This is a genomic window from Pseudoduganella flava (genome assembly GCF_007830495.1).
Taxonomy (GTDB): Bacteria; Pseudomonadota; Gammaproteobacteria; order Burkholderiales; family Burkholderiaceae_D; genus Rugamonas; species Rugamonas flava.
On record NZ_VLKW01000009.1, the window covers coordinates 38,764 to 58,042 of the forward strand.

The following is a 19,279-nucleotide window of genomic DNA, read 5'->3' on the forward strand; positions in this document are numbered from 1 at the left end:
GAGAGAATTATGTCACAAGCGAACGATACTCCCGTCACCCCGGCCGCCGCCGCCCAGCCGCAACGCCCCAACGAGATGAATCTCGTGTGGGTCGACATGGAAATGACGGGCCTGGAACCGGATACCGACCGCATCATCGAAGTGGCGATCGTCGTCACCGACATGCACCTGAACGTGCTGGCCGAAGGCCCGGTGCTGGCGATCCACCAGTCCGACGCCACGCTGGACGCGATGGATTCGTGGAACAAGGGCACGCACGGGCGCTCCGGCCTGATCGACCGCGTCAAGGCGTCGACGATCAGCGAAGAGCAGGCCGAGGCGGAATTGATCGCCTTCATGAAACAGTGGGTGCCGGCCGGTAAATCGCCGATGTGCGGCAACACGATCGGCCAGGACCGCCGCTTCATGGTGCGCTACATGCCGAAGCTGGAAGCGTTCTTCCACTACCGGAACGTGGACGTGTCGACGCTGAAGGAATTGTGCCGCCGCTGGAAGCCGGAAGTGGTGTCGGGCTTCAAGAAGGCACAAAAGCACACGGCGCTGGCCGACATCCTCGAGTCGATCGAGGAGTTGAAGTACTACCGCGAGCATTTCATCAAACTGTAAAGGCAGCGGCCGCGCGCGTCGGCATACTTGACAGCGCCGGCCCGCCGCCCCCGGACACCATTCGGGGGCGCGGGCGCTGGAACGACGCTTGCAACTCCGGTAACGGCCCCCACGGGGCTCCTTTCCTAGTTACCGGAGATCGCCATGAACTATTTACGCAAAACGTGCGCCACCCTCGTCTGCGCATGTGCCGCCGCGGCGGCCAGCGCCGACTCGGTCGATAGCCACCTCGTCTACCATAACGACGTGTTCTATCACAGTATCGTCGTGCAGGAAACCTCGCACCTGACCGTCTGGACGGACTCCTACCTGGATGGCGGCAACCTGGATCCGATCCTGGCCGTCTGGCGCAATGGCGAGCGGCTGGGCGAGAACGACGACAATCCCTCCATCGCTCCCGGGCAGACGATGTACGATTCCGGCCTGCGCCTGCACGACCTGATGCCGGGGACCTATCTGTTCACGGTCACGATGTACGACAATTTCTCGAACAGCACGTCGATTGCGGACGGCTGGCGCTACGACAACGACGCGCCGATTGCGCTGGCGGACATGGGCATCGGCCCGTACATCTCGGTGCGCTGGACGGTGACGCCCGTGCCGGAGCCGTCCACCTGGGCGATGCTGGCGGCAGGTGCGTTGACGGTCGGTGCGTTCGTCCGGCGGCGCCGCGCCGCGTGAGCAAGCCGGCGCCGCGCGGTTCGATGGTGGCTTACTCGGCCGCGGTGGCGCCGCAGCACTTCTTGTACTTCTTGCCGCTGCCGCAAGGGCAATCGTCGTTGCGGCCCACCTTCGGCTCCTCGCGCTTCACGGTGCCCACCGGTGCCTTGCGGCGCGTCAGCCAGAACTTGTGGATCGCCGGCAGGTTGGCCTCGATGTCTTGCGCCAGCTTGTGCGCCTTGACGGGGTCTTCGACTTCCGGCAGCTCGTCTTCCTCGATCTCGTCGGCGCCCAGCAGGTAGATCGGGCGCATCAGGTCCTTGACCTCGGACTCCCAGATCTCGTCCCACGAGCCGGCGCGCAGTTCCATGCCTTCCCAGAAGCCCCAGCACCATGCTTCCGCGTTCAGCAGCGCTTTGCCTTCATGCTCGTGCTCGACGAACAGCGGCTCGAACTCCTTCGGCGCCACTTCGAACGTGATCACCACTTCGTTATAGAAGCGCATGATCAGGTCGAAGATGCGGTTGGCTTCCTTCTCGTTCTTGTATTTCGGGGCCTGGCTGCCGTCCTCGCCCCAGATGCGCGGGATCCATTCGGACGGCATGATCGTTTCCGGCCCGATCGCGATCGCCGTCATGTAGCCGTGCAGGTGATCGAGCGTCATCGCATCCTCGGGCGTGCGGTCGCCCAGCAGGAATTGGTCGAGTTCGTCGAATTCTTTTTCGGAGAGAGGCTGATCGAGTTGCATGGTTCGTACTTTCAAAAGGAATCCGACAGTATACGCCGCCGGCCTTACAATGGCGAGATGACGACTTCCATTCCCGCCTCCCACCCCTTTGCCGCGCTGGGCCCCGACTGCGTGCTCGATGCGCTGGCCAGCGCGGGCCTGTACGGCGACGGCCGCCTGCTGGCGCTGAACAGCTACGAGAACCGCGTCTACCAGGTGGGCATCGAGGACGGCAAGCCCGTCGTCGTGAAATTTTACCGGCCGCAGCGCTGGAGCGATGCCGCGATCCTCGAGGAGCATGCCTTCGTGGCCGAGCTGGCCGAGCGCGAGATTCCCGCCGTGCCGCCGCTGGCGATCGGCGGGCGCACCTTGCACACGTTCGAGCAATTCCGCTTTGCCGTGTTCGAGCGCCATGGCGGCCGCGCGCCGGAACTGTCCGATCCCGCCGTGCTGGACTGGACGGGGCGCTTCATCGGCCGCATCCACGCGGTCGGCGCCACCCGGCCGTTCGCCGAGCGGGGCGCGCTCGACATCGATACGTTCGGCACCACGTCGCGCGACTACCTGCTGCGCGAAGGCTTCCTGCCGCCGGAGCTGGTCGACGCCTACCGCAGCGTGGCCGACCAGGCGCTGGACGGCGTGCGCCGCTGCTACGAGCGGGCCGGCGACGTGCCGCTGCTGCGCCTGCACGGCGACTGCCACGGCGGCAACGTGCTGTGGACCGACGGTGGCCCGCACTTCGTCGACTTCGACGATGCGCGCAACGGCCCGGCGGTGCAGGACCTGTGGATGATGCTGTCCGGCGAGCGCGGTGAGATGGTGCGCCAGCTGTCGGACATCCTGGCCGGCTACGAGGATTTCTGCGAATTCGACCCGCGCCAGCTGTACCTCGTGGAGGCGCTGCGCACGCTGCGCCTGATGCATTACGCCGCGTGGCTGGCGCGGCGCTGGGACGACCCCGCGTTCCCCGCCGCCTTCCCGTGGTTTAACACGCAGCGCTACTGGCAGGACCGCATCCTGGAACTGCGCGAGCAGGTGGCGCTGATGGACGAGCCGCCGCTCTGGCCCGTCTAGGCGTCACACGGTAGCGGCGGCGCGGCGCACCAGCAGCAGGCCGGCCACGTCGACGAGCGTGTGCACGGCGATCGCCGTGAGCAAGCCCGTGTAATGGGCCAGCCAGCCCAGCACCGCGCTGACGGCGAAGAGCGTCGTCGCCTGGATCAGCGTCGTGCGGTCCAGCCGCGCCATGTCGTACACCTTCGCATGGGCCAGCGCGAACAGCGCCGACGTCAGCCATACGCCCAAGTGCGGCTGCAGCGCCCCGCGGAACAGCAGCTCCTCGCCGATGCCGGCGCCCAGCGCAATCCAGAACGGGTTCCAGCCCGCCAAGTCCAGCTGGCGGTAACTCTCGACGGTGCGGCGCACCCGCTCGCTGCCCGCATGGCGCCGATAGTCCAGCAGCGCGGCCAGCCAGTACAGTGCGCCGAGGCCGAGGCCAAGCGCCAGCTGGACCGCAACGGGCAGGCCGAGCGTGCCCGTGAGTGCGCCCGGCGCGGCCGGCCACAGCAGCAAGAGCAGGGCGGCGATGGCTGTCATGCCGATGCCGGTGGCGAGCTGGTGGTGCAGGCGGACGGTTTGTTCGGCCATGGCGCATACGCTGGAATGGTGGGGTTGTCATTTTGCCATAGTGGAATGGTCAACCGGGGAATTGGCGGCATAAACCGGCTTTGCTTCACGCTTGCCATTGCATGGTCCAGTTCGATAATGACAGCTCGAAATTCCCGCAACCTGCCCAGCGAGACCCGTCATGCAAGCACAACTGGCCCAATCCCTGCACGTCGCCTACGCCGCCGATGAGGCGGACACGCCGCCGGCGGCCGACGCCGCCAAGCCGGACCGCGCCGAAGCGGAGATGCGCGCGATCCAGCAGGCGATCGCACGGGTCGAAGCCGAAGCCAAGGCCGCGTGCGCCGCCGAGAGCCGCGCCCACGCCGAGGCACGCGCCCGTTCGCTGGCCGAAGACCGCGCCGCGATGGATGCGGCCGCCGCGGCTGTCGCGTTACAGAATGCGCAGGCGGCCGAGGAAGTCATTGCCGCCAACCGCGAGCGCCTGGAAAGCCTGCGCGCCGCCGCACAGGCCAGCGTGGCGAAGCTGGAAGCCGTCAAGCAGGAGACGGCCGAGCTGCGCGCCCGCGCTCTCGCCGACAACCAGATCCGCCAGGCCGCCGAGCTGCGCGCCCGCACCGAAGAAGAAAGCCGGCGCCGCGCCGCCGAGCAGATGGAAGCGGAAGCGCACCTGGCCGAGCAGGCGGCCCGCGCCGCCGAGGAACTGAAAAAGCAGACCGACGAAGCCCGTTTGCAGGCGGCCGAGCGGGTCGCTGCCGTGCAGGCGGCGAAAGAGGAAGTGATCGGCATCGCCACCGCGGATGCGCGCATGGCCACGCTGGCGCGCGAACGCGAACGCCAGGCGTTCGCGGCGCGCCAGACGGCGCAGCAGCTGGCGCAAGCCGAAGCCGAGGCGCTGGAAGCGACCCGCCAGCGCGAGCGCGCCGACCAGGTGGCGCTGGAATCGGCGTTTGCGCGCGCCGCCGCCGAAGTGCACGCGGCCGAGGAAGCCCGTGCGCTGGCGCACCTGGAGCAGGAGCGCGAGGCGATCGCGCTGGCCAAGGCCGAATCGGACCGCAGCGCGGCGATGTCGCTGCATCTGCGCCTGCAGACGGAAAAGGAAATCCGTGAAGCGGCGCAGCACCGCGAGCGCCTGGAAGCGATGGCCGCGACGACGGCGCAGGCACGCCGCGATGCGGACGCGCGCATCATGGCCGCCACCGAAGCGCGCATCGCGGCCGACCGCGAACTGCACGCCGTTGCGCTGGCGCGGGCCGAGGCGGAGCAGCAAGCCGAATGCGAAACCCGCGCGAAAATCGAGGCGGAACGCGTGGCGACGGAACAGGCGCGCCTGCGCGAAGAGGCCGACCGTGCCGCCGCCGCGGCGGCCCAGGCGGACGCCGAGGAGCAGCAGCGCGCCGCGCGCCTGGCCGACGAGCGTGCCGAACTGGCGCGCAGCACCGCCGCGCTGGCAAAGGAAAAGAACGATGCGGAAGCGGCCGAAGTGGCCACCCTGGCCGAGCATGCCGCCGCGCTGGAAGCAGCCAACGAACTGGCGCGCCAGAAGGCCGAACAGGCCGAGCGGCTGCTGGCAGCCGAGCGCGCCCGCGCCGCCGCCGAGCAGCAGGCGATCGCCGCGCTGAAGCAGCGCCTGGCCGAGGAAGAACGCGCCACGGCAGCCGCCGAAGCCCGTGCCGCCGCCGAGCGCGAGCAAGCCGAGGCATTTGCCCGCAATGCGGCCGCCGAATCCCGTCGTGCCCACGCCTTGCGGGAGGAAGCTGCCGCATTGGCCGTGATGGCCGAACAGAACGAAGTCGAAGCACAGCAGAAAGAGGAGGCCGCGCAAGCCGCCGCCGCGCAAGCCCGCCTGGCTGTCGAATTGTCCGAGGTGCACCGCGAGCGTGCCCGTACCGAACAGGCCAAGGCCGCCGCCGTGCAGGCGCAACTGGAAGCGGAGCGTGCCTTCGTCGCCCAGGCGGAAGCGGCCCGCACGCTACTGGAACAACAGGCCGCGCAACAGCGCAGCGCCGCCGCTGCCGAGCAAGAGAAGGCGCGCGCACTGGAAGAGCGGATGGCGGCCGAGATCGCGATCGCCACGGCGGCGCGCGAGAAGGCGACTGCCGAGCTGGCCGCCAGCGCGGCGCAGCGCGAGCGCGAACAGCTTGAAACGGCAGCCGCCGCCGCGGCCGCCGACAAGGCCGCGCACCAGAAAGCGCTGCTGGAAGCAGCCCGCGCCCATGCCGACCTGCAGCGCAAGGCGGCCGACACGACGGCCGAACTGGCCCGCGCCAAGCAGGCGCTGCTGGAACAGGAAACCCGCCGCTACGAAGTGGCGCAGCGCGGCCTGGCCGCCGTGCAGCGCAAGCTGGAAGCATAGGGTCAGGAAGGAGCGCAGGCTTGCAAGCCTGCGCCGCTGTGCCGGCGGAGAGCATGCTCTCCGAAACCCCGGCAAAGCCCCGGCGGGTCTGACCCTATTGAATCTGCACCCGCTCGACGTAGTACTCGGTCTCGCCGAAGCAGTTGGACGGCACGCCCTTGTGCTGGGCGTACGACAGGGTGACGCGCTTGCCCATCGCGGCCGTCAGCTGCTGGGCGATGGCGTCGTCGCGCACGCTGAACTCGAATTTCTCGGGGATCGCGCCCGGCATCGACGTCAGGAGGATTTCGCCTTCCCACGTCTTGCAGATCCAGCCCCGCTTCGAGAACTTCTGCAGGTACCCGGCCCGTTCGCCTTCCGAATACGAGAAATGCAGCGTCGCCATCACCCAGCCCCAGAAGAGCAGGGCGGCCACGACGAGGAGGCCGATGAGGAGCAGGACGGGAGAGAAGCGTCGGGTCATGGTGTCTTTGGCAAGATGAGCAGAGTGGAAATATGGCGATCTTACTGCATCACCATCTGCTTGCGGTACTTCAGCGACGAGTACAGCGACACGGCGATGAACGCCACGCCGGACAGCCCCGTGAACCACTCGGGAATCTCGTACTTCACGCTGGCGAACATGATCAGCGCCAGGATGCCGATGGCGTAGTGGGCGCCGTGCTCCAGGTAGATGAACTCGTCCAGCGTGCCCTTGTGCACCAGGTAGACGGTCAGCGAGCGCACGTACATGGCGCCGATCGCCAGGCCCAGCATGATGATGACGACGTCGTTGGTGATCGCGAACGCGCCGATCACGCCGTCGAACGAGAACGACGCGTCGAGCACTTCCAGGTACAGGAAGCCGCCCAGGCTGCCGCGCTGGATCGCCTTGCCCAGCCTGGCCGCTTCCTCCTCGTCTTCTTCCAGCAGGCTCGACAGCCAGCCGACGCCCACGTAGATCGCGATGCCGACCACGCCCGCGTACAGCACCGAGAAGCGCTTGGCCGGCGGCACCAGCTCGACGCACACGGCCACGGCCAGCAGCGCCAGCAGGATCGACAGGCTTTCCGTGCCCAGCTTGCCGGCCTTTTCCTCGAACCAGCCGATCCAGTGGACGTCCTTTTCCTCGTCGAACAGGAAGTTCAGGAAAACCAGCAGCAGGAAAGCGCCGCCGAACGCGGCCACCTCGGCATGCACGTCCATCAGGTGGCGGGAGTACTCGTCCGGCGTCGTCGTGGCCATGCCCCACACCTGCAGCAGGTCCAGGCCCGTTGCCACGGCGACGATCGCCAGCGGGAAGATCAGCCGCATGCCGAACACGGCCACCAGGATCCCCACCGTCAGGAACAGTTTCTGCCAGAACGCATTCCAGTCCTTCAGCACCGACGCGTTGACGACGGCGTTATCGAACGACAGCGACACCTCCATGACGCCCAGCACCCCGGTGATCCACAGCGCGTTCAGCAGGCCGTGCGGCCCGCCGTGCGCGTAACCCCACCAGCCCGCCAGCACCATCAGCACGACGGTGACGACGATCGATATCCGGAAATGCTTCATACCCCATCCTTTATTGTTGTTGAAATATCGTTATCGAAACCGGGCGATTTTACTGTACCTGCTTTCAGGGCGGTGCCGGCTTCTGCGATAATCGAGGATTGCTAAAATGGAATTCGAAAGTCACCCATGGATCTCGCCTATCTCGTCACGCCGCTGCTTACCTGGATTACCGTCGGCCCGATCAAATTCCTGATCAACAGCATCAAGGCCCGCAAATGGGCATTCAATCTCGTCGGTAATGGCGGCTTTCCCAGCAATCACAGCGCGGTGGTGTCCAGCATGGCGACGTTGATCGCGCTGCGCGAAGGCATCGGCCACCCGGCCTTCGGGGTGGCCGTCACGCTGTGCTTCATCGTGATCATCGACGCCAACAGCCTGCGCCAGCACGTCGGCCGCCAGGCGGCCGCGATCAACCGGCTCGCCGAGGGCAAGCCTGACCACAAACGGCTGCGCGAACGGATGGGCCACACGGTCGTTGAAATCCTCGGCGGCCTGGCGACGGGCATCGCGATAGGACACGTGGTGTACGTCCTGTTCGGCCGAGGCTGACAGAGGCGGCAACCCGGCCTGGAGCCCCGGGCGGACGCAGCCGGACGTCCGCCCCGGACCGGTGCGGTTCAACGTTTAATTCAGTGATGTAGTTTTATCCGGCGCAGCCTTTTGCAGTCTATCCACGTTTTTCAGCAGTCCAGCCACATATTCCCGCAGTCTGGCGCTGGACGAATTGACACTGCCCCCGCCTCTCGACATACTCGGCGACTCTTGGTGGTACAAAAAAAATAACGCAGCCGTACCCTGCATTCAAAGCACACAACAAAGCACACAACAAAGCAGTCCAGCAGCGCAGTCCAAAAACTCTCGGAGATCTTCATGTTGCGAAATACCTTATTAGCTATCGCCGTCGCCACGAGCCTCGTCGCCTGCGGCAAGCCACCGCAAGGGCCCGACCAGGCCGGAAAAGGTGACGACAAGAAGACAACGAGGTTGCTCGTCGCACCGGAAGATCTGCTGACAGTCCAGGCGAATTCGCTTGCTTCCGGCCCCGTCATCACGGGCTCGATCCAGCCGGAGCGCCGCGCCGACATGCGCGCCGAGGTGTCCGCGATCGTGCTGCAGGTGCTGAAGGAGAACGGCGATCCCGTCAAGAAGGGCGACCTGCTGGTGCGCCTGGACGATACGTCGATCCGCGACAGCCTGTCGTCGAGCGAAGAGGCGGTGCGCAATGCGCGCCAGGTCGTCGACCAGGCGCAGCGCATGCTGGAGCGGAACAAGACGCTGCGCGCGTCCGGCATGACGTCGATGCAGGCGCTGGAAGACGCCGAGGTGCGGCTGAACACGGCGCAGAGCGAACTGGCCGCCGCCAAGGCGCGTGCCGTCAGCGCCCGCCAGCAGCTCGACCGCACGCAGGTGCGCGCGCCGTTCGACGGCATCGTCAGCGACCGCAAGGTGTCGAACGGCGACACGGCGCAGATCGGCAAGGAGCTGGTCAAGGTGATCGACCCGCACAGCATGCGCTTCGAAGGCAAGGTGTCGGCCGACAAGATCGGCGTCGTCAAGGTCGGCCAGCCCGTGCTGTTCCGCGTGAACGGCTATCCGGGCCAGAATTTCCAGGGTGTCGTCAAGCGCGTCGACCCGGCCGCCAATCCCGTCACCCGCCAGGTCGAGGTGCTGGTCGCGTTTTCCGACCAGATCCAGCCGCGCGTGGCCGGCCTGTACGCCGAGGGCCGCGTCGAATCCGAATCGACGAATGCACTGATGCTGCCGGCGTCGGCCATGGTGCAGGCGGGCGACGACCGCTACGTGTGGCGCGTGAAGGACAACAAGCTGTCGAAGGTGAACCTTGCCGTCGGCGCGCGCGATGAGCGCACCGGCCAGTGGCAGGTCACCCGCGGCCTCGCCGCCGGCGACATGGTGCTGCGCGCGCCGGGCTCGACGGTGCACGACGGCCAGCCGGTGCAGCTGGTCACGCCGAAGAACGTCGCGTCCGCCAACGGCACGGCCAAGGGCAACTAAGGAAAACCAGCCATGTTCCTCTCCAATTTCAGTATCAAGCGGCCCATCGCGACGGTCGTGCTGATCATCGCGATCATGTGCCTGGGCCTGCTGGCCTTGAAGAAGCTGCGGGTCAACCAGAACCCGGACGTGGAAGTGCCGTTCATCGTCGTGTCGATCCCGTATCCGGGCGCGTCGCCGGAGACGGTCGAGCGCGAAGTGCTGAACCGCATCGAAAAATCGCTGCAGAGCATCACGGGCGTCACCGAGATCAACGGTACCGCGAGCGAAGGCTCGGCGACGATCTTCCTGAAGTTCACGTTCGAACGGAACCTGATCGAGGCATCGGACGACATCCGCAACGCGATCGCGTCCGTGCGCTATAAACTGCCGCTCGAGATGCGCGAACCCGTGCTGCAGCGGATCGACCCGTCCGCGCAGCCGATCATGCAGCTGTCGCTGTCGTCGAAGACGCAGAGCCATGCGGAGATTTCGCGCCTGGCCGAGGACGTGCTGGCCGAGAAGTTCCGCGGTGTCGATGGCGTTGCCACCGTCAACGTGGATGGCGCGCTGCGCCGCGAGCTGTCCGTGCTGCTGAAGGCCGAGAAGCTGCGCGAGTACAACGTCTCCATCAGCGACGTGACGAACGCGCTCTCGAAGCAGAACACGAATGCGCCGGTCGGCAAGCTGCGCGGCTCGCTGGACGAGAAGAGCATCCGTCTCGTGGGCCGCATCGAACGGCCGGAAGACTTCCAGCAGGTGGTCGTCAAGCGCAATGGCGACGAGCTCGTGCGCCTGGGCCAGGTCGCGACGATCCAGGACGGCTTTGCCGAGGTGAACGGCCTGTCGATGCGCTCGAACCAGCCGAACGTGGGTATCTCGATCATCCGCTCGCGCGATGCGTCGACGGTGGCCGTGGGCAAGCTGGTCCATGCGATGGTCAAGGAGATCGAACCGACGCTGCCGAAAGGCACCACGTTGGAAATCACGGACGACGGCGGCGACAACGCCCAGTCGAGCCTGAACAACGTGATCGAAGCGCTCGTGCTGGGCGCCGGCCTGACGATCTTCGTCGTGTACGCGTTCCTCAATTCGTGGCGTTCCACGCTGATCACGGCGCTGTCGCTGCCCACGTCCGTCATCGCCGCGTTCATCGGCGTGTGGCTGTGCGGCTTCACGCTGAACTTCATGACCCTGTTGGGCCTGTCGCTGGCGATCGGCGTGCTGATCGACGACGCGATCGTGGTGCGGGAAAACATCGTCCGCCACATGCAGATGGGTGCCGACCGCCGCACGGCCGCGATCAATGGCACGAACGAGATCGGCCTGGCCGTGGCCGCCACGACGTTCTCGATCATGGCCGTGTTCATCCCCGTCGCGTTCATGCCGGGCATCACGGGCGAATGGTTCCGGCCGTTCGCGCTGACGGTGACCGCCTCCGTGGCCGTGTCGCTGCTGATCTCGTTCACGTTGGACCCGATGCTGTCGGCCTACTGGGGCGACCCGCCGGGCCACCATGACGCGCCGCGCAAGGGCTTCGAGAAGCTGCTGCAGAAGTTCAACCACTGGTTCGACCACCAGGCCGACCGCTACGGCAACGTCATCGCGTGGGCGCTGCACCACCGCCGTTCGATGGCGCTGATCGCGATCGCCACCTTCGTGGGCGCCATCATGCTGCAGGCGAAATTCGGTGGCGCTTCGTTCGTGCCGACGTCCGACTTCGGTACCTTCGCCGTGGACATCCGCACGCCGTCGTCCAGCAGCCTGGAATACTCGCGGATGAAGGTCGTCAAGGCGGCCGAGCTGGCGCATGCGCTGAAGGAAACGAAGAACACGAGCGCCTACGTGAACCTGACGGGCGGCCGCGTCTACGTCGACATCGGCAAGAAGGGCGAACGCGACCGTTCGATCGCCGAAGTGGCGCAGGAACTGCGCGGCAAGCTGGCGCAGCTGGTCGGCGCCGAGTACACGGTGCTGGAAGACCTGAACAACGGCGCCCGCAAGCCCGTCCAGATCGAGTTCATGGGCGAGGATTCGCGTACGCTGATGCAGATCACCAGCAAGTTCATGGACGAGCTGCGCAAGGTGCCGGGCGCCGTCGACGTCAGCCTGTCCGAGCAGGATCCGAAGGACGAGCTGCAGATCGAGCTGAACCGCGGCCTGGCGAACTCGATGGGCATCGGCGCCGGCGATGCGGCTGCGTCGCTGCGCGTGGCGTTCGCCGGCATCGAAGTGGGCGACTGGGTCGACCCGACGGGCGAGACGCGCGACGTGGCCGTGCGCCTGGCGCCTGAGGACCGCACGAATGCGGAAAACATCGAGCGGCTGCCGATCGCCGTGTCCGGCACCAACCAGATGGTACCGCTGGACCAGATCGCCACGATCACGATGAGCAAGGGGCCGGCCAAGATCCAGCACAAGGACGGCAAGCGCGTGATCAGCGTGTCGGCCAACGTGCAGGGCCGTTCGCCGGGCGAAGTGACGGCCGACGCGATGAAGCTGGCCAAGTCGATGGACTTCCCGCCGGGCTATGGCCTCGCGGTGGCCGGTTCGGGCAAGGACATGCAGGAAGTGTTCACGCAGATGGGCATCGCGCTGATCGCCGGTATCGGCCTGATGTACCTGATCCTCGTGATGCAGTTCGGCTCGTTCACGGCGCCGGTGGCGGTGATGCTGTCGCTGCCGCTGTCGCTGATTGGCGTCGTCGTCGCGCTGCTGCTGACCAAGGGCACGATCAACCTGATGAGCCTGATCGGCGTGATCATGCTGATGGGCCTGGTCGCGAAGAATGCGATCCTGCTGTTGGATGCGGCAAGGAAGCGCGAAGAGGAGGGCTATGGCCGCGAGGACGCGCTGATGTACGCCGGCCGCATGCGCCTGCGCCCGATCCTGATGACGACGTTCGCGCTGATCGCCGGCATGCTGCCGGTCGCGATCGGCCACGGCGAGGGCGGCGAGTTCTACCGTCCGCTGGCCGTGTCGATCATCGGCGGCACGATCACGTCGACCGTGCTGACGCTCTTGATGGTGCCGACGTTCTACGACAGCATCGAAATCGCCCGCGACCGCATGTTCGCCAAGTTCGGCCGCCGCGCCGAGCGCTGGAACGCGGCGGTGGCCGGCGTGCTGACGTTCATCGAAGCGATCCTGACGCTGATGTTCGTACGCCTCGTCTACCGCCTGATCAAGGCGCTGGTGCTGAAACTCACCGGCCGCGGCAACAAGCCGCAACCGCCACTGGCCGAAGCCGCCTGATCACAACCGTCTTTCTCCATTGGGCCGCCGCGTGCGGCCCTTTTTTATTACTCACCAAAAAAGTTTCCAAAATTCGGGGACTGTCCCTCGTTTTTGGAAATTTTTTTCCTTCTTGCAGCGAAATCAAGGTGCTTGCCGAATGCAAGGCGAATGTCGGCTGGTGCTGGGCTTATATGTTTCCAAAAACCAGGGACAGTCCCTGTTGTTTTCAACAACCAGGGACAGTCCCCGGTGTTGTTTTGCAACCAGCTCGGCAGTTTGGTCGGCATTTTTAGCGACCAAAAATCACCGTTTGTCTACCGGATTCGTCAATGGAATTGTTACTAAAACTGTTTTGATACATGTTGCAGTGCAGAAATCGAACGTTCGTATCAAAATTTTGTGGAGTGTAGTATCCTTCGCCCGCCAGCCCCAGCCGTAGGAGGGCGGCGTTTGTCGAAAAATGGTAAGAATAGATAGCGAGACCACCGTGAACAAAAAATATCTGACCCTGATCATTGCGGCCGCCATGGCGACCGTGTCCGCGACCGCCGGCGCATCCGGCTACCGCTTCGGCTCGCAAAGCGTGTCGTCGCAAGGCACGGCCGAGGCGAATGGCGCCGAGGCGGCTGATGCCTCCACGATTTTCTCGAACCCGGCAGGCATGTCCCGCCTCGAGGGCAAGCAGCTCGTCGGCGGCATCACCGCCGTCGTGCCGCACTCGACCTACAACGACGAAGGCTCGCGCCGCTTCACCGGTACCTCGGTCGGCGGCCTGACGAGCCAGGACGACTACGTGCCGAAGGCCGTCGCCGCGCCGTCGCTGTACTACAGCCAGAAGATCAACGACCAGTTGACGGCCGGCTTCGGCATGTTCGTACCGTACGGTACCAACCTGTCGTATGACTGGAACTGGGCGGGCCGCTACGCGCTCACCAACATCAAGCTGACGTCGATCACGCTGAACCCGTCCGTCGCGTGGAAGATCAACGAACAGCACTCGTTCGGCTTCGGTCTGAACGCCGAGTACATGAAGGCCACGCTGGGCCAGGGCGTCGATACGCCGGGCTCCATCGCTGCCGCGCAGGCTGCCGGCACCGGCACCGCGCTGATCCGCCAGATCGTCGCACTGGGCGGCAACCCGGCCGCGCTGGCCCGCGTCGGCGACGCTCATGCGAGCGTCGAGGGCAAGGACTGGGGCTACGGCTTCAACGTGGGCTACATGTTCCAGCCGATGCAGGGCACCCGCTTCGGTATCACCTACCGCTCGTCGATCAAGCACAAGCTGCGCGGCGGCGCGGACTGGGACTTCTCCACGGTCACCAGCGACGCCGTCGTCAACCGCGTGATCGAAGCCGCTTCGCACCACGAGGATTCGGCCGCGCTGGTCGAACTGCGTACTCCGGAGACGCTGTCGCTGAACGGCTACCATGAGTTCAACGACAAGCTGGCCGGCATGTTCGACGTGACCTGGACGCGCAACTCGCGCATGAAGAACATCGACATCCAGTTCCTGGGCACCGACAACGGCGACGAAGTGATCCGCCAGCAGTGGAAGAACACCGTGCGCGTGGCGCTCGGCGCGAACTACAAGCTGAACGAGAAGGTGATGCTGCGTGCCGGTATCGCCCACGACGAGGCACCGGTGCGTAGCGACGAGCTGCGTCACGCCGCGCTGCCCGATTCGGACCGCAACCAGCTGTCGTTCGGCTTCAACTGGAAGGTGACGCCGAAGTCGTCGTTCGATTTCGCCTACTCGTACCTGGACTTCAAGGATGCGCGCGGCAACTACACGAACAACTGCCGTCCTGGCCTGCTGACCTGCACGGGTAACGGCGAGACGACGCGCGGCACGTGGAAGACGCACCTCCAGCTGATCGGCATGGCGTACAACTACCAGTTCTGATCGGCCGCGGCGCAACGCCGCGCAGCCAGAGAACGTAGGCAAAGAAAAAGCCGGCACCCGAAAGGTGCCGGCTTTTTTTCAACTGCCCGATCAGCGGTTCGGCGTGGTGCCGGTGGTGCCGGACGTGTCGCCGCCGGTGGTGCCGGTGGTACCGGTCGCGCCGGCCGGTGGCGTCGTGGTGCTGTCGGCCGGCGGGGTGGTGCCGGTTGCACCGCCGGTTGCGCCACCAGTCGTGCCCGTGTCGCCGCTGGTGCCGCTGGCCGGCGGGGTGGCCGGAGCGGCAGGCGTCGTGGTCGTGTCCGGCGTGGCGGCAGGCGTGGTCGCCGTGCCGGAGGTGTCGCCGGCCGGATGGTCGGCGTCACGGTTCTTGCAGCCTGCCAGCGCTGCGCTGCCAAGGACTGCTGCCAGGATCAGGGCGGACGTTTTACTCAGCTTAATCATTTCGACTCCTTTCAAGTGGGTGATGGCGAAACCATTAGGTATCGTTAGACCGCCAGGATGGTTGCCGGTTCGAGATGTGCCTGATAGTAATTGCCGCGTGTCCCCTCAGGCTGGGGCAAGCGTACGCAAAAGGGCCGGTACTTCGGCCGAAATCTCCCTAGCCAGGTAGCCCAGCACGCCGTATCGGATCGACAGCTGCTCGCCGGCGGACGCATGCAGCGCGATCCCCCAGGCGGCGGCCTGTTCCAACGTGGCGCCACGCGCCGCCAGGCCGGCAATGATGCCTGCCAGCGCGTCGCCGGACCCCGAAATCGCCAGGCCGACATTGCCGCCCTGGTGTTGCCACAGCCGGCCATCCGGCGCGGCAAGCACGGTGGTGGCTCCCTTCAAGGCCACCACCGCATTCCAGCGCCGCGCTGCTGCCAGCGCGGCATCGATGGGCGCGGCGGCGATCTCGTCCTTGCCGCGCCCCGTCAAATGAGACAGCTCGCCCGCGTGCGGCGTCAACAGCACCGGCTCGCGGAAGCGGAAATGCTCCATGTCCTTCGGCTCGTCCAGCACGTGCGCCAGCAGGTGCGGTTCGTCCGCGTTTTCCTGCTGGGCGCCGACCGCGCCCATCGCCGCCGCATCCAGGATGATCGGCTTGCCGGCAAAGCGGGGCAGCAATGCATGCACCAGCTCGGCCGTGGCCGCATCGTCCTGCATGCCGGGCCCGATCAGCACGGCATCGACCTTCGCCGCCAGATCGCCCAGCCGGCGCGCCGCGTCCAGCGTGAACCCGCCGGAAGCCGTCTCCGCCAGGCCGATCACGCGCGATTCCGGGATCGCCGTCGCGACCAGCGGGGCCACGCTGGCCGCCGTGGCCATCGTCAGCTTGCCCGCGCCGGAGCGCAAGGCGGCCGTCGCGGCCAGCATCACGGCGCCCGGCATCTCGCGCGAGCCGCCGACGATCAAGATGCTGCCGCGGCCTTCCTTGTCGTCGTCGAACGACGGTTCGGGCAGCGCCCAGGCGCGCAACGTGCGGGCCGTGATGTCGACTGGCTGGCTCATTGCTCGTCCTTACGATTTCGGTGCGGCCGGCTGGTCCTTGCCCTTCGTCACCGGCGTGCCGGTCGACGTCAGCGGGGCCACGAAATTCTCCAGGTCCAGCACCAGCTTGCCGCGCTTGCCCATGGCCGGGTCGAAGCGGTACGACGTCACGCTGCAGTTCGGCACGTCGCTGGCCCGGTCGATCGCGAGAATCCCGGACTCGTCCATCCGCTCCAGCAGATAGCGCAGGCAGTTGACGATCACCTGGTGCGCAACGATCAGCACTCTTTCCGAGCGGTATTCGCGCGTGATCGTATCGAGCACGCTGCGCAGCCGCAGGATCACGTCGCACCAGCTTTCGCCGCCCGGCGGCCGGAAATAAAACTTGCCCACGTGGCGGCGCTGTTCGTGCAGCTCCGGATACTTGTCGGCGATGCCAAGCGGCGTCAGCCGGTCGATGATACCGAATTCCTTTTCACGGAGCCGTTCGTCTGCGACGACGGTCAGCAATTCGTCACGGTCGAGCTTCTCGACGACCGTCAGGGCCGTGTCGCGGGCCCGCACATAAGGCGAGTACAGCACGACGTTGGGACGTTGTTCGGGAGGGAGGGAACAGAACCATTGCGCGAGCGCACCCGCCTGCCGCTGGCCCAGCTCGGACAGCGGCACGTCCATGTCCCGCTCGGCAATATCGATCAGAAACTGCGACGCGGCCTCGGCCGCATCGCGTGCGACGTTGCCGGCACTTTGTCCGTGCCGCACGATCCAGATCTGTTGGGGCCACTTCTGTTCCATCGCGTCCGTCTTCGTGATTCGGTGTGCGAATACTAGACGAATCCGGCGATGAGTGGCGCATGCATCCGCGCCAGCCGTGGCAGGGGGCTCAGGCGGTGGCTTGCGCCCGGTTTTTGGCGTTGGCGTTGCCGCTGTCGTCGGCGCCGTCGTCGGCGCCGTCGTCAGCATTTTCATCCGGCTCGGCGTCGCTGTCGAACACGGCGACATCCGTCTCGCCCAGCACGCGCGCGGTCAGCGTGCCCGCCGTGATCGAGCCTGACACGTTCAGCGCCGTGCGGCCCATGTCGATCAGCGGCTCGATCGAGATCAACAGGCCCGCCAAAGCGACCGGGAGGTTCATCGATGAAAGCACGATCAGCGCGGCGAACGTGGCGCCGCCGCCGACGCCGGCCACGCCGACGGAGCCGATCGTGATCACCGCCAGCAGCGGCAGCAGGAACGACGCCGTGAACGGATCGATGCCGACCGTCGGCGCGATCATCACGGCCAGCATCGCCGGGTAGATGCCGGCGCAGCCGTTCTGGCCGATCGTCGCGCCGAACGACGCGGCGAAGTTGGCGATGCCTTCCGGCGTGCCCAGGCGCCGCACCTGCGTCTGCACGTTCATCGGAATCGCGCCGGCGCTGCTGCGCGACGTGAACGCGAACGTCAGCACGGGCAGGATCTTCTTCGCGAAGCGCAAGGGATTGAGCCCCGTGCCGGCCACGATGGCCAGGTGCACGCCGAACATCAGCAGCAGCGCGCAGTACGACGCGGCCACGAAGCCGATCAGGTTCAGGATGTCCGCATACGACGACGTGGCGACGACCTGCGCCATCAGCGCCAGCACGCCGTAGGGCGTCAGCCGCAGCACCAGCGTGACGATGCGCATCACGATCGCATGGGCGACCTTGACGAAATGGTCGAACGACACGAACAGGTCCGGCTTCTTGTCGGCGATGCCGATCGCGGCGATGCCGACGAACACGGAGACGATGACGACGGCGATCGTCGACGTCTTGCGCGCGCCCGTCATGTCGAGGAACGGATTGGCGGGAATGAACGACAGGATCATGTTCGGCAGCGAGATCGCCTGCGCGTCGGCCAGCTTGCCTTCCAGGTAGGCGCCGCGCGCCACTTCGGCGGCGCTGGACGTGAGGCCCACGGCGGACAGGCCGAACAGCTTCGCCATCAGGATGCCGATCGTCGCGGCGACGGCCGTCGTGATCATCAGCGTGCCGATCGTCAGTACGCTGATCTTGCCGAGCGAATTGGCGCTGCGCAGTTTCAGGATCGCGCCGACGATCGATACCATGATCAGCGGCATGACGATCATCTGCAGCAGCTTCACATAGCCGGTGCCGACGATGTCCAGGTATTCGCTGGTCGTCTTGACGACGGCGCTGTGGGCGCCGTACAGCGCCTGCAGCGCCGCGCCCAGCACGACCCCGAGGCCCAGCGCCGTGAACACGCGCACGGTGAACGACGCGTGGCGCCGCTGCAGGTGGTACACGACGGCCAGCAGGAGGAGGGCGGCGGCGAGATTCGCAAGGACGGGGAGGGTCATCGGTATGCTTGAAAAATGATTGCTTGCCGGATTCTACCGCTCCGGCGCGAAAGACGTGCGACCGCCCGTGGCGGATTCTGCGATTATTGCTGCATATCGTTATGCATGGAGTGCGATGAAAGTCTTGCTGAAACTGTTTGGCGCCGGCTACCTGGCCGTCTCCGGCTTCTTCTTCATCTGCGGCGTCGCCCTCGTCGGCATGTCCGCATGGGAGATCTGGGAGGCGCTCACCGTCGCCTCCAGCGAGACGATGCAGCCGCGCTTCGTGCGCATCCTCGAATCGGTCGGCCTGCTGACGATCGCCGTCGCCGCGTTCGAACTGGGCCAGACCGTGCTGGAGGAAGAAGTGCAGCGCGAGGCCAGCATCAGTACCCCGACGCGGGTGCGCCGCTTCATGTCGCGCTTCCTGATCGTCGTCATCGTGTCGCTGTCGATCGAATGCCTGGTCTCCGCATTCCAGTCGCTGCACGGGCGCCCGGAGCTGTTGCCGCATGCTGGCGTGATCGGCGTGTGCGCCGCATTGCTGCTGCTGGCGTGGGGCGCATTCATCCGCCTGAACATCCCCGCCGAGCACCTGGAACCCCAGGCGATGCAGGAAGCGCAGGCCGAGGATGACAAGATCGCTACATGAGTTTCGGCTCTGCAATATTGAGGCATAACATAGTCCGTGCACGCTTTTGCATCCGAATGCAAACAGTGTAGCTAAGCCGCAACAACCCACCCCCACCCCGTACCCCGGGGACACTATTTCGATTGTATCTGCTGCTGCGTTCGCCCAACGCGCATGGTAAATTGCCGTGTGGCAAAAATCCTTTCTGGAGC

Annotated in this window: 17 protein-coding genes; 9 read left to right on the top strand and 8 right to left on the bottom strand. The window is 65.9% G+C overall.

Translation table 11 applies throughout. The features are described from left to right. Positions 1-9: 9 nt before the first annotated feature. Both orn and IP92_RS21165 read left to right on the top strand, forming a co-directional pair. Positions 10-606, top strand: a complete 597-nt coding sequence (gene orn, locus IP92_RS21160) for an oligoribonuclease (protein ID WP_199271824.1) — start codon at positions 10-12, stop codon at positions 604-606. Between the two features lie 144 nt (positions 607-750). Continuing rightward, positions 751-1,287, top strand: coding sequence for a DVUA0089 family protein (locus IP92_RS21165; protein ID WP_145878843.1), 537 nt, complete (start codon positions 751-753; stop codon positions 1,285-1,287). A gap of 31 nt (positions 1,288-1,318) precedes the next feature. On the opposite strand, the gene IP92_RS21170 is transcribed toward IP92_RS21165, so the two are convergent. Further along, on the bottom strand, positions 1,319-2,014 hold the full coding sequence (locus tag IP92_RS21170) for a UPF0149 family protein (protein ID WP_145878845.1): 696 nt from the start codon (positions 2,012-2,014) through the stop codon (positions 1,319-1,321). Between the two features lie 57 nt (positions 2,015-2,071). Between IP92_RS21170 and IP92_RS21175 the strand changes: the two genes are divergently transcribed. Continuing rightward, positions 2,072-3,067: a serine/threonine protein kinase gene (locus IP92_RS21175; RefSeq protein WP_145878847.1), complete on the top strand. Its 996-nt coding sequence runs from the start codon at positions 2,072-2,074 to the stop codon at positions 3,065-3,067. Between the two features lie 3 nt (positions 3,068-3,070). Here the strand turns inward: IP92_RS21175 and IP92_RS21180 are convergent, their stop codons facing one another. Continuing rightward, positions 3,071-3,640: a CPBP family intramembrane glutamic endopeptidase gene (locus IP92_RS21180; protein ID WP_145878849.1), complete on the bottom strand. Its 570-nt coding sequence runs from the start codon at positions 3,638-3,640 to the stop codon at positions 3,071-3,073. A 160-nt stretch (positions 3,641-3,800) separates the two neighbouring features. Between IP92_RS21180 and IP92_RS21185 the strand changes: the two genes are divergently transcribed. Beyond that, positions 3,801-5,975 carry a hypothetical protein gene (locus IP92_RS21185; RefSeq protein ID WP_145878851.1) on the top strand — a complete coding sequence of 725 codons (2,175 nt, stop codon included), beginning with the start codon at positions 3,801-3,803 and terminating at the stop codon, positions 5,973-5,975. A 94-nt stretch (positions 5,976-6,069) separates the two neighbouring features. Here the strand turns inward: IP92_RS21185 and IP92_RS21190 are convergent, their stop codons facing one another. Both IP92_RS21190 and IP92_RS21195 read right to left on the bottom strand, forming a co-directional pair. Continuing rightward, a complete protein-coding gene (locus tag IP92_RS21190) occupies positions 6,070-6,438 on the bottom strand; it encodes a DUF8785 domain-containing protein (protein ID WP_145878854.1) in 369 nt (122 codons plus the stop codon). Between the two features lie 41 nt (positions 6,439-6,479). After that, on the bottom strand, positions 6,480-7,514 hold the full coding sequence (locus IP92_RS21195) for a DUF475 domain-containing protein (RefSeq protein ID WP_145878856.1): 1,035 nt from the start codon (positions 7,512-7,514) through the stop codon (positions 6,480-6,482). A 126-nt stretch (positions 7,515-7,640) separates the two neighbouring features. Here IP92_RS21195 and IP92_RS21200 point away from each other — a divergent pair, with 126 nt between their 5' ends. From IP92_RS21200 to IP92_RS21215, 4 genes are all read left to right on the top strand, one after another. Continuing rightward, a complete protein-coding gene (locus IP92_RS21200) occupies positions 7,641-8,063 on the top strand; it encodes a divergent PAP2 family protein (protein WP_145878858.1) in 423 nt (140 codons plus the stop codon). Positions 8,064-8,384: 321 nt separating this feature from the next. Continuing rightward, a complete protein-coding gene (locus tag IP92_RS21205) occupies positions 8,385-9,527 on the top strand; it encodes an efflux RND transporter periplasmic adaptor subunit (RefSeq protein WP_145878860.1) in 1,143 nt (380 codons plus the stop codon). Between the two features lie 12 nt (positions 9,528-9,539). Then, on the top strand, positions 9,540-12,761 hold the full coding sequence (locus IP92_RS21210) for an efflux RND transporter permease subunit (RefSeq protein WP_145878862.1): 3,222 nt from the start codon (positions 9,540-9,542) through the stop codon (positions 12,759-12,761). 469 nt (positions 12,762-13,230) lie between these two features. After that, a complete protein-coding gene (locus tag IP92_RS21215; protein WP_145878864.1) occupies positions 13,231-14,646 on the top strand; it encodes an OmpP1/FadL family transporter in 1,416 nt (471 codons plus the stop codon). Between the two features lie 90 nt (positions 14,647-14,736). On the opposite strand, the gene IP92_RS21220 is transcribed toward IP92_RS21215, so the two are convergent. From IP92_RS21220 to IP92_RS21235, 4 genes are all read right to left on the bottom strand, one after another. After that, positions 14,737-15,087, bottom strand: a complete 351-nt coding sequence (locus IP92_RS21220; protein ID WP_145878865.1) for a hypothetical protein — start codon at positions 15,085-15,087, stop codon at positions 14,737-14,739. Between the two features lie 105 nt (positions 15,088-15,192). Further along, entirely contained in the window at positions 15,193-16,137 is a 945-nt protein-coding gene (locus IP92_RS21225) for an NAD(P)H-hydrate dehydratase (protein ID WP_145878867.1), read from the bottom strand. A gap of 9 nt (positions 16,138-16,146) precedes the next feature. After that, positions 16,147-16,911, bottom strand: coding sequence for a histidine phosphatase family protein (locus IP92_RS21230; protein ID WP_145878869.1), 765 nt, complete (start codon positions 16,909-16,911; stop codon positions 16,147-16,149). Positions 16,912-16,999: 88 nt separating this feature from the next. Beyond that, positions 17,000-18,457, bottom strand: a complete 1,458-nt coding sequence (locus tag IP92_RS21235; RefSeq protein WP_145878871.1) for an L-cystine transporter — start codon at positions 18,455-18,457, stop codon at positions 17,000-17,002. Positions 18,458-18,572: 115 nt separating this feature from the next. Here IP92_RS21235 and IP92_RS21240 point away from each other — a divergent pair, with 115 nt between their 5' ends. Beyond that, positions 18,573-19,088: a hypothetical protein gene (locus IP92_RS21240; protein WP_229418898.1), complete on the top strand. Its 516-nt coding sequence runs from the start codon at positions 18,573-18,575 to the stop codon at positions 19,086-19,088. Positions 19,089-19,279 lie beyond the last annotated feature (191 nt).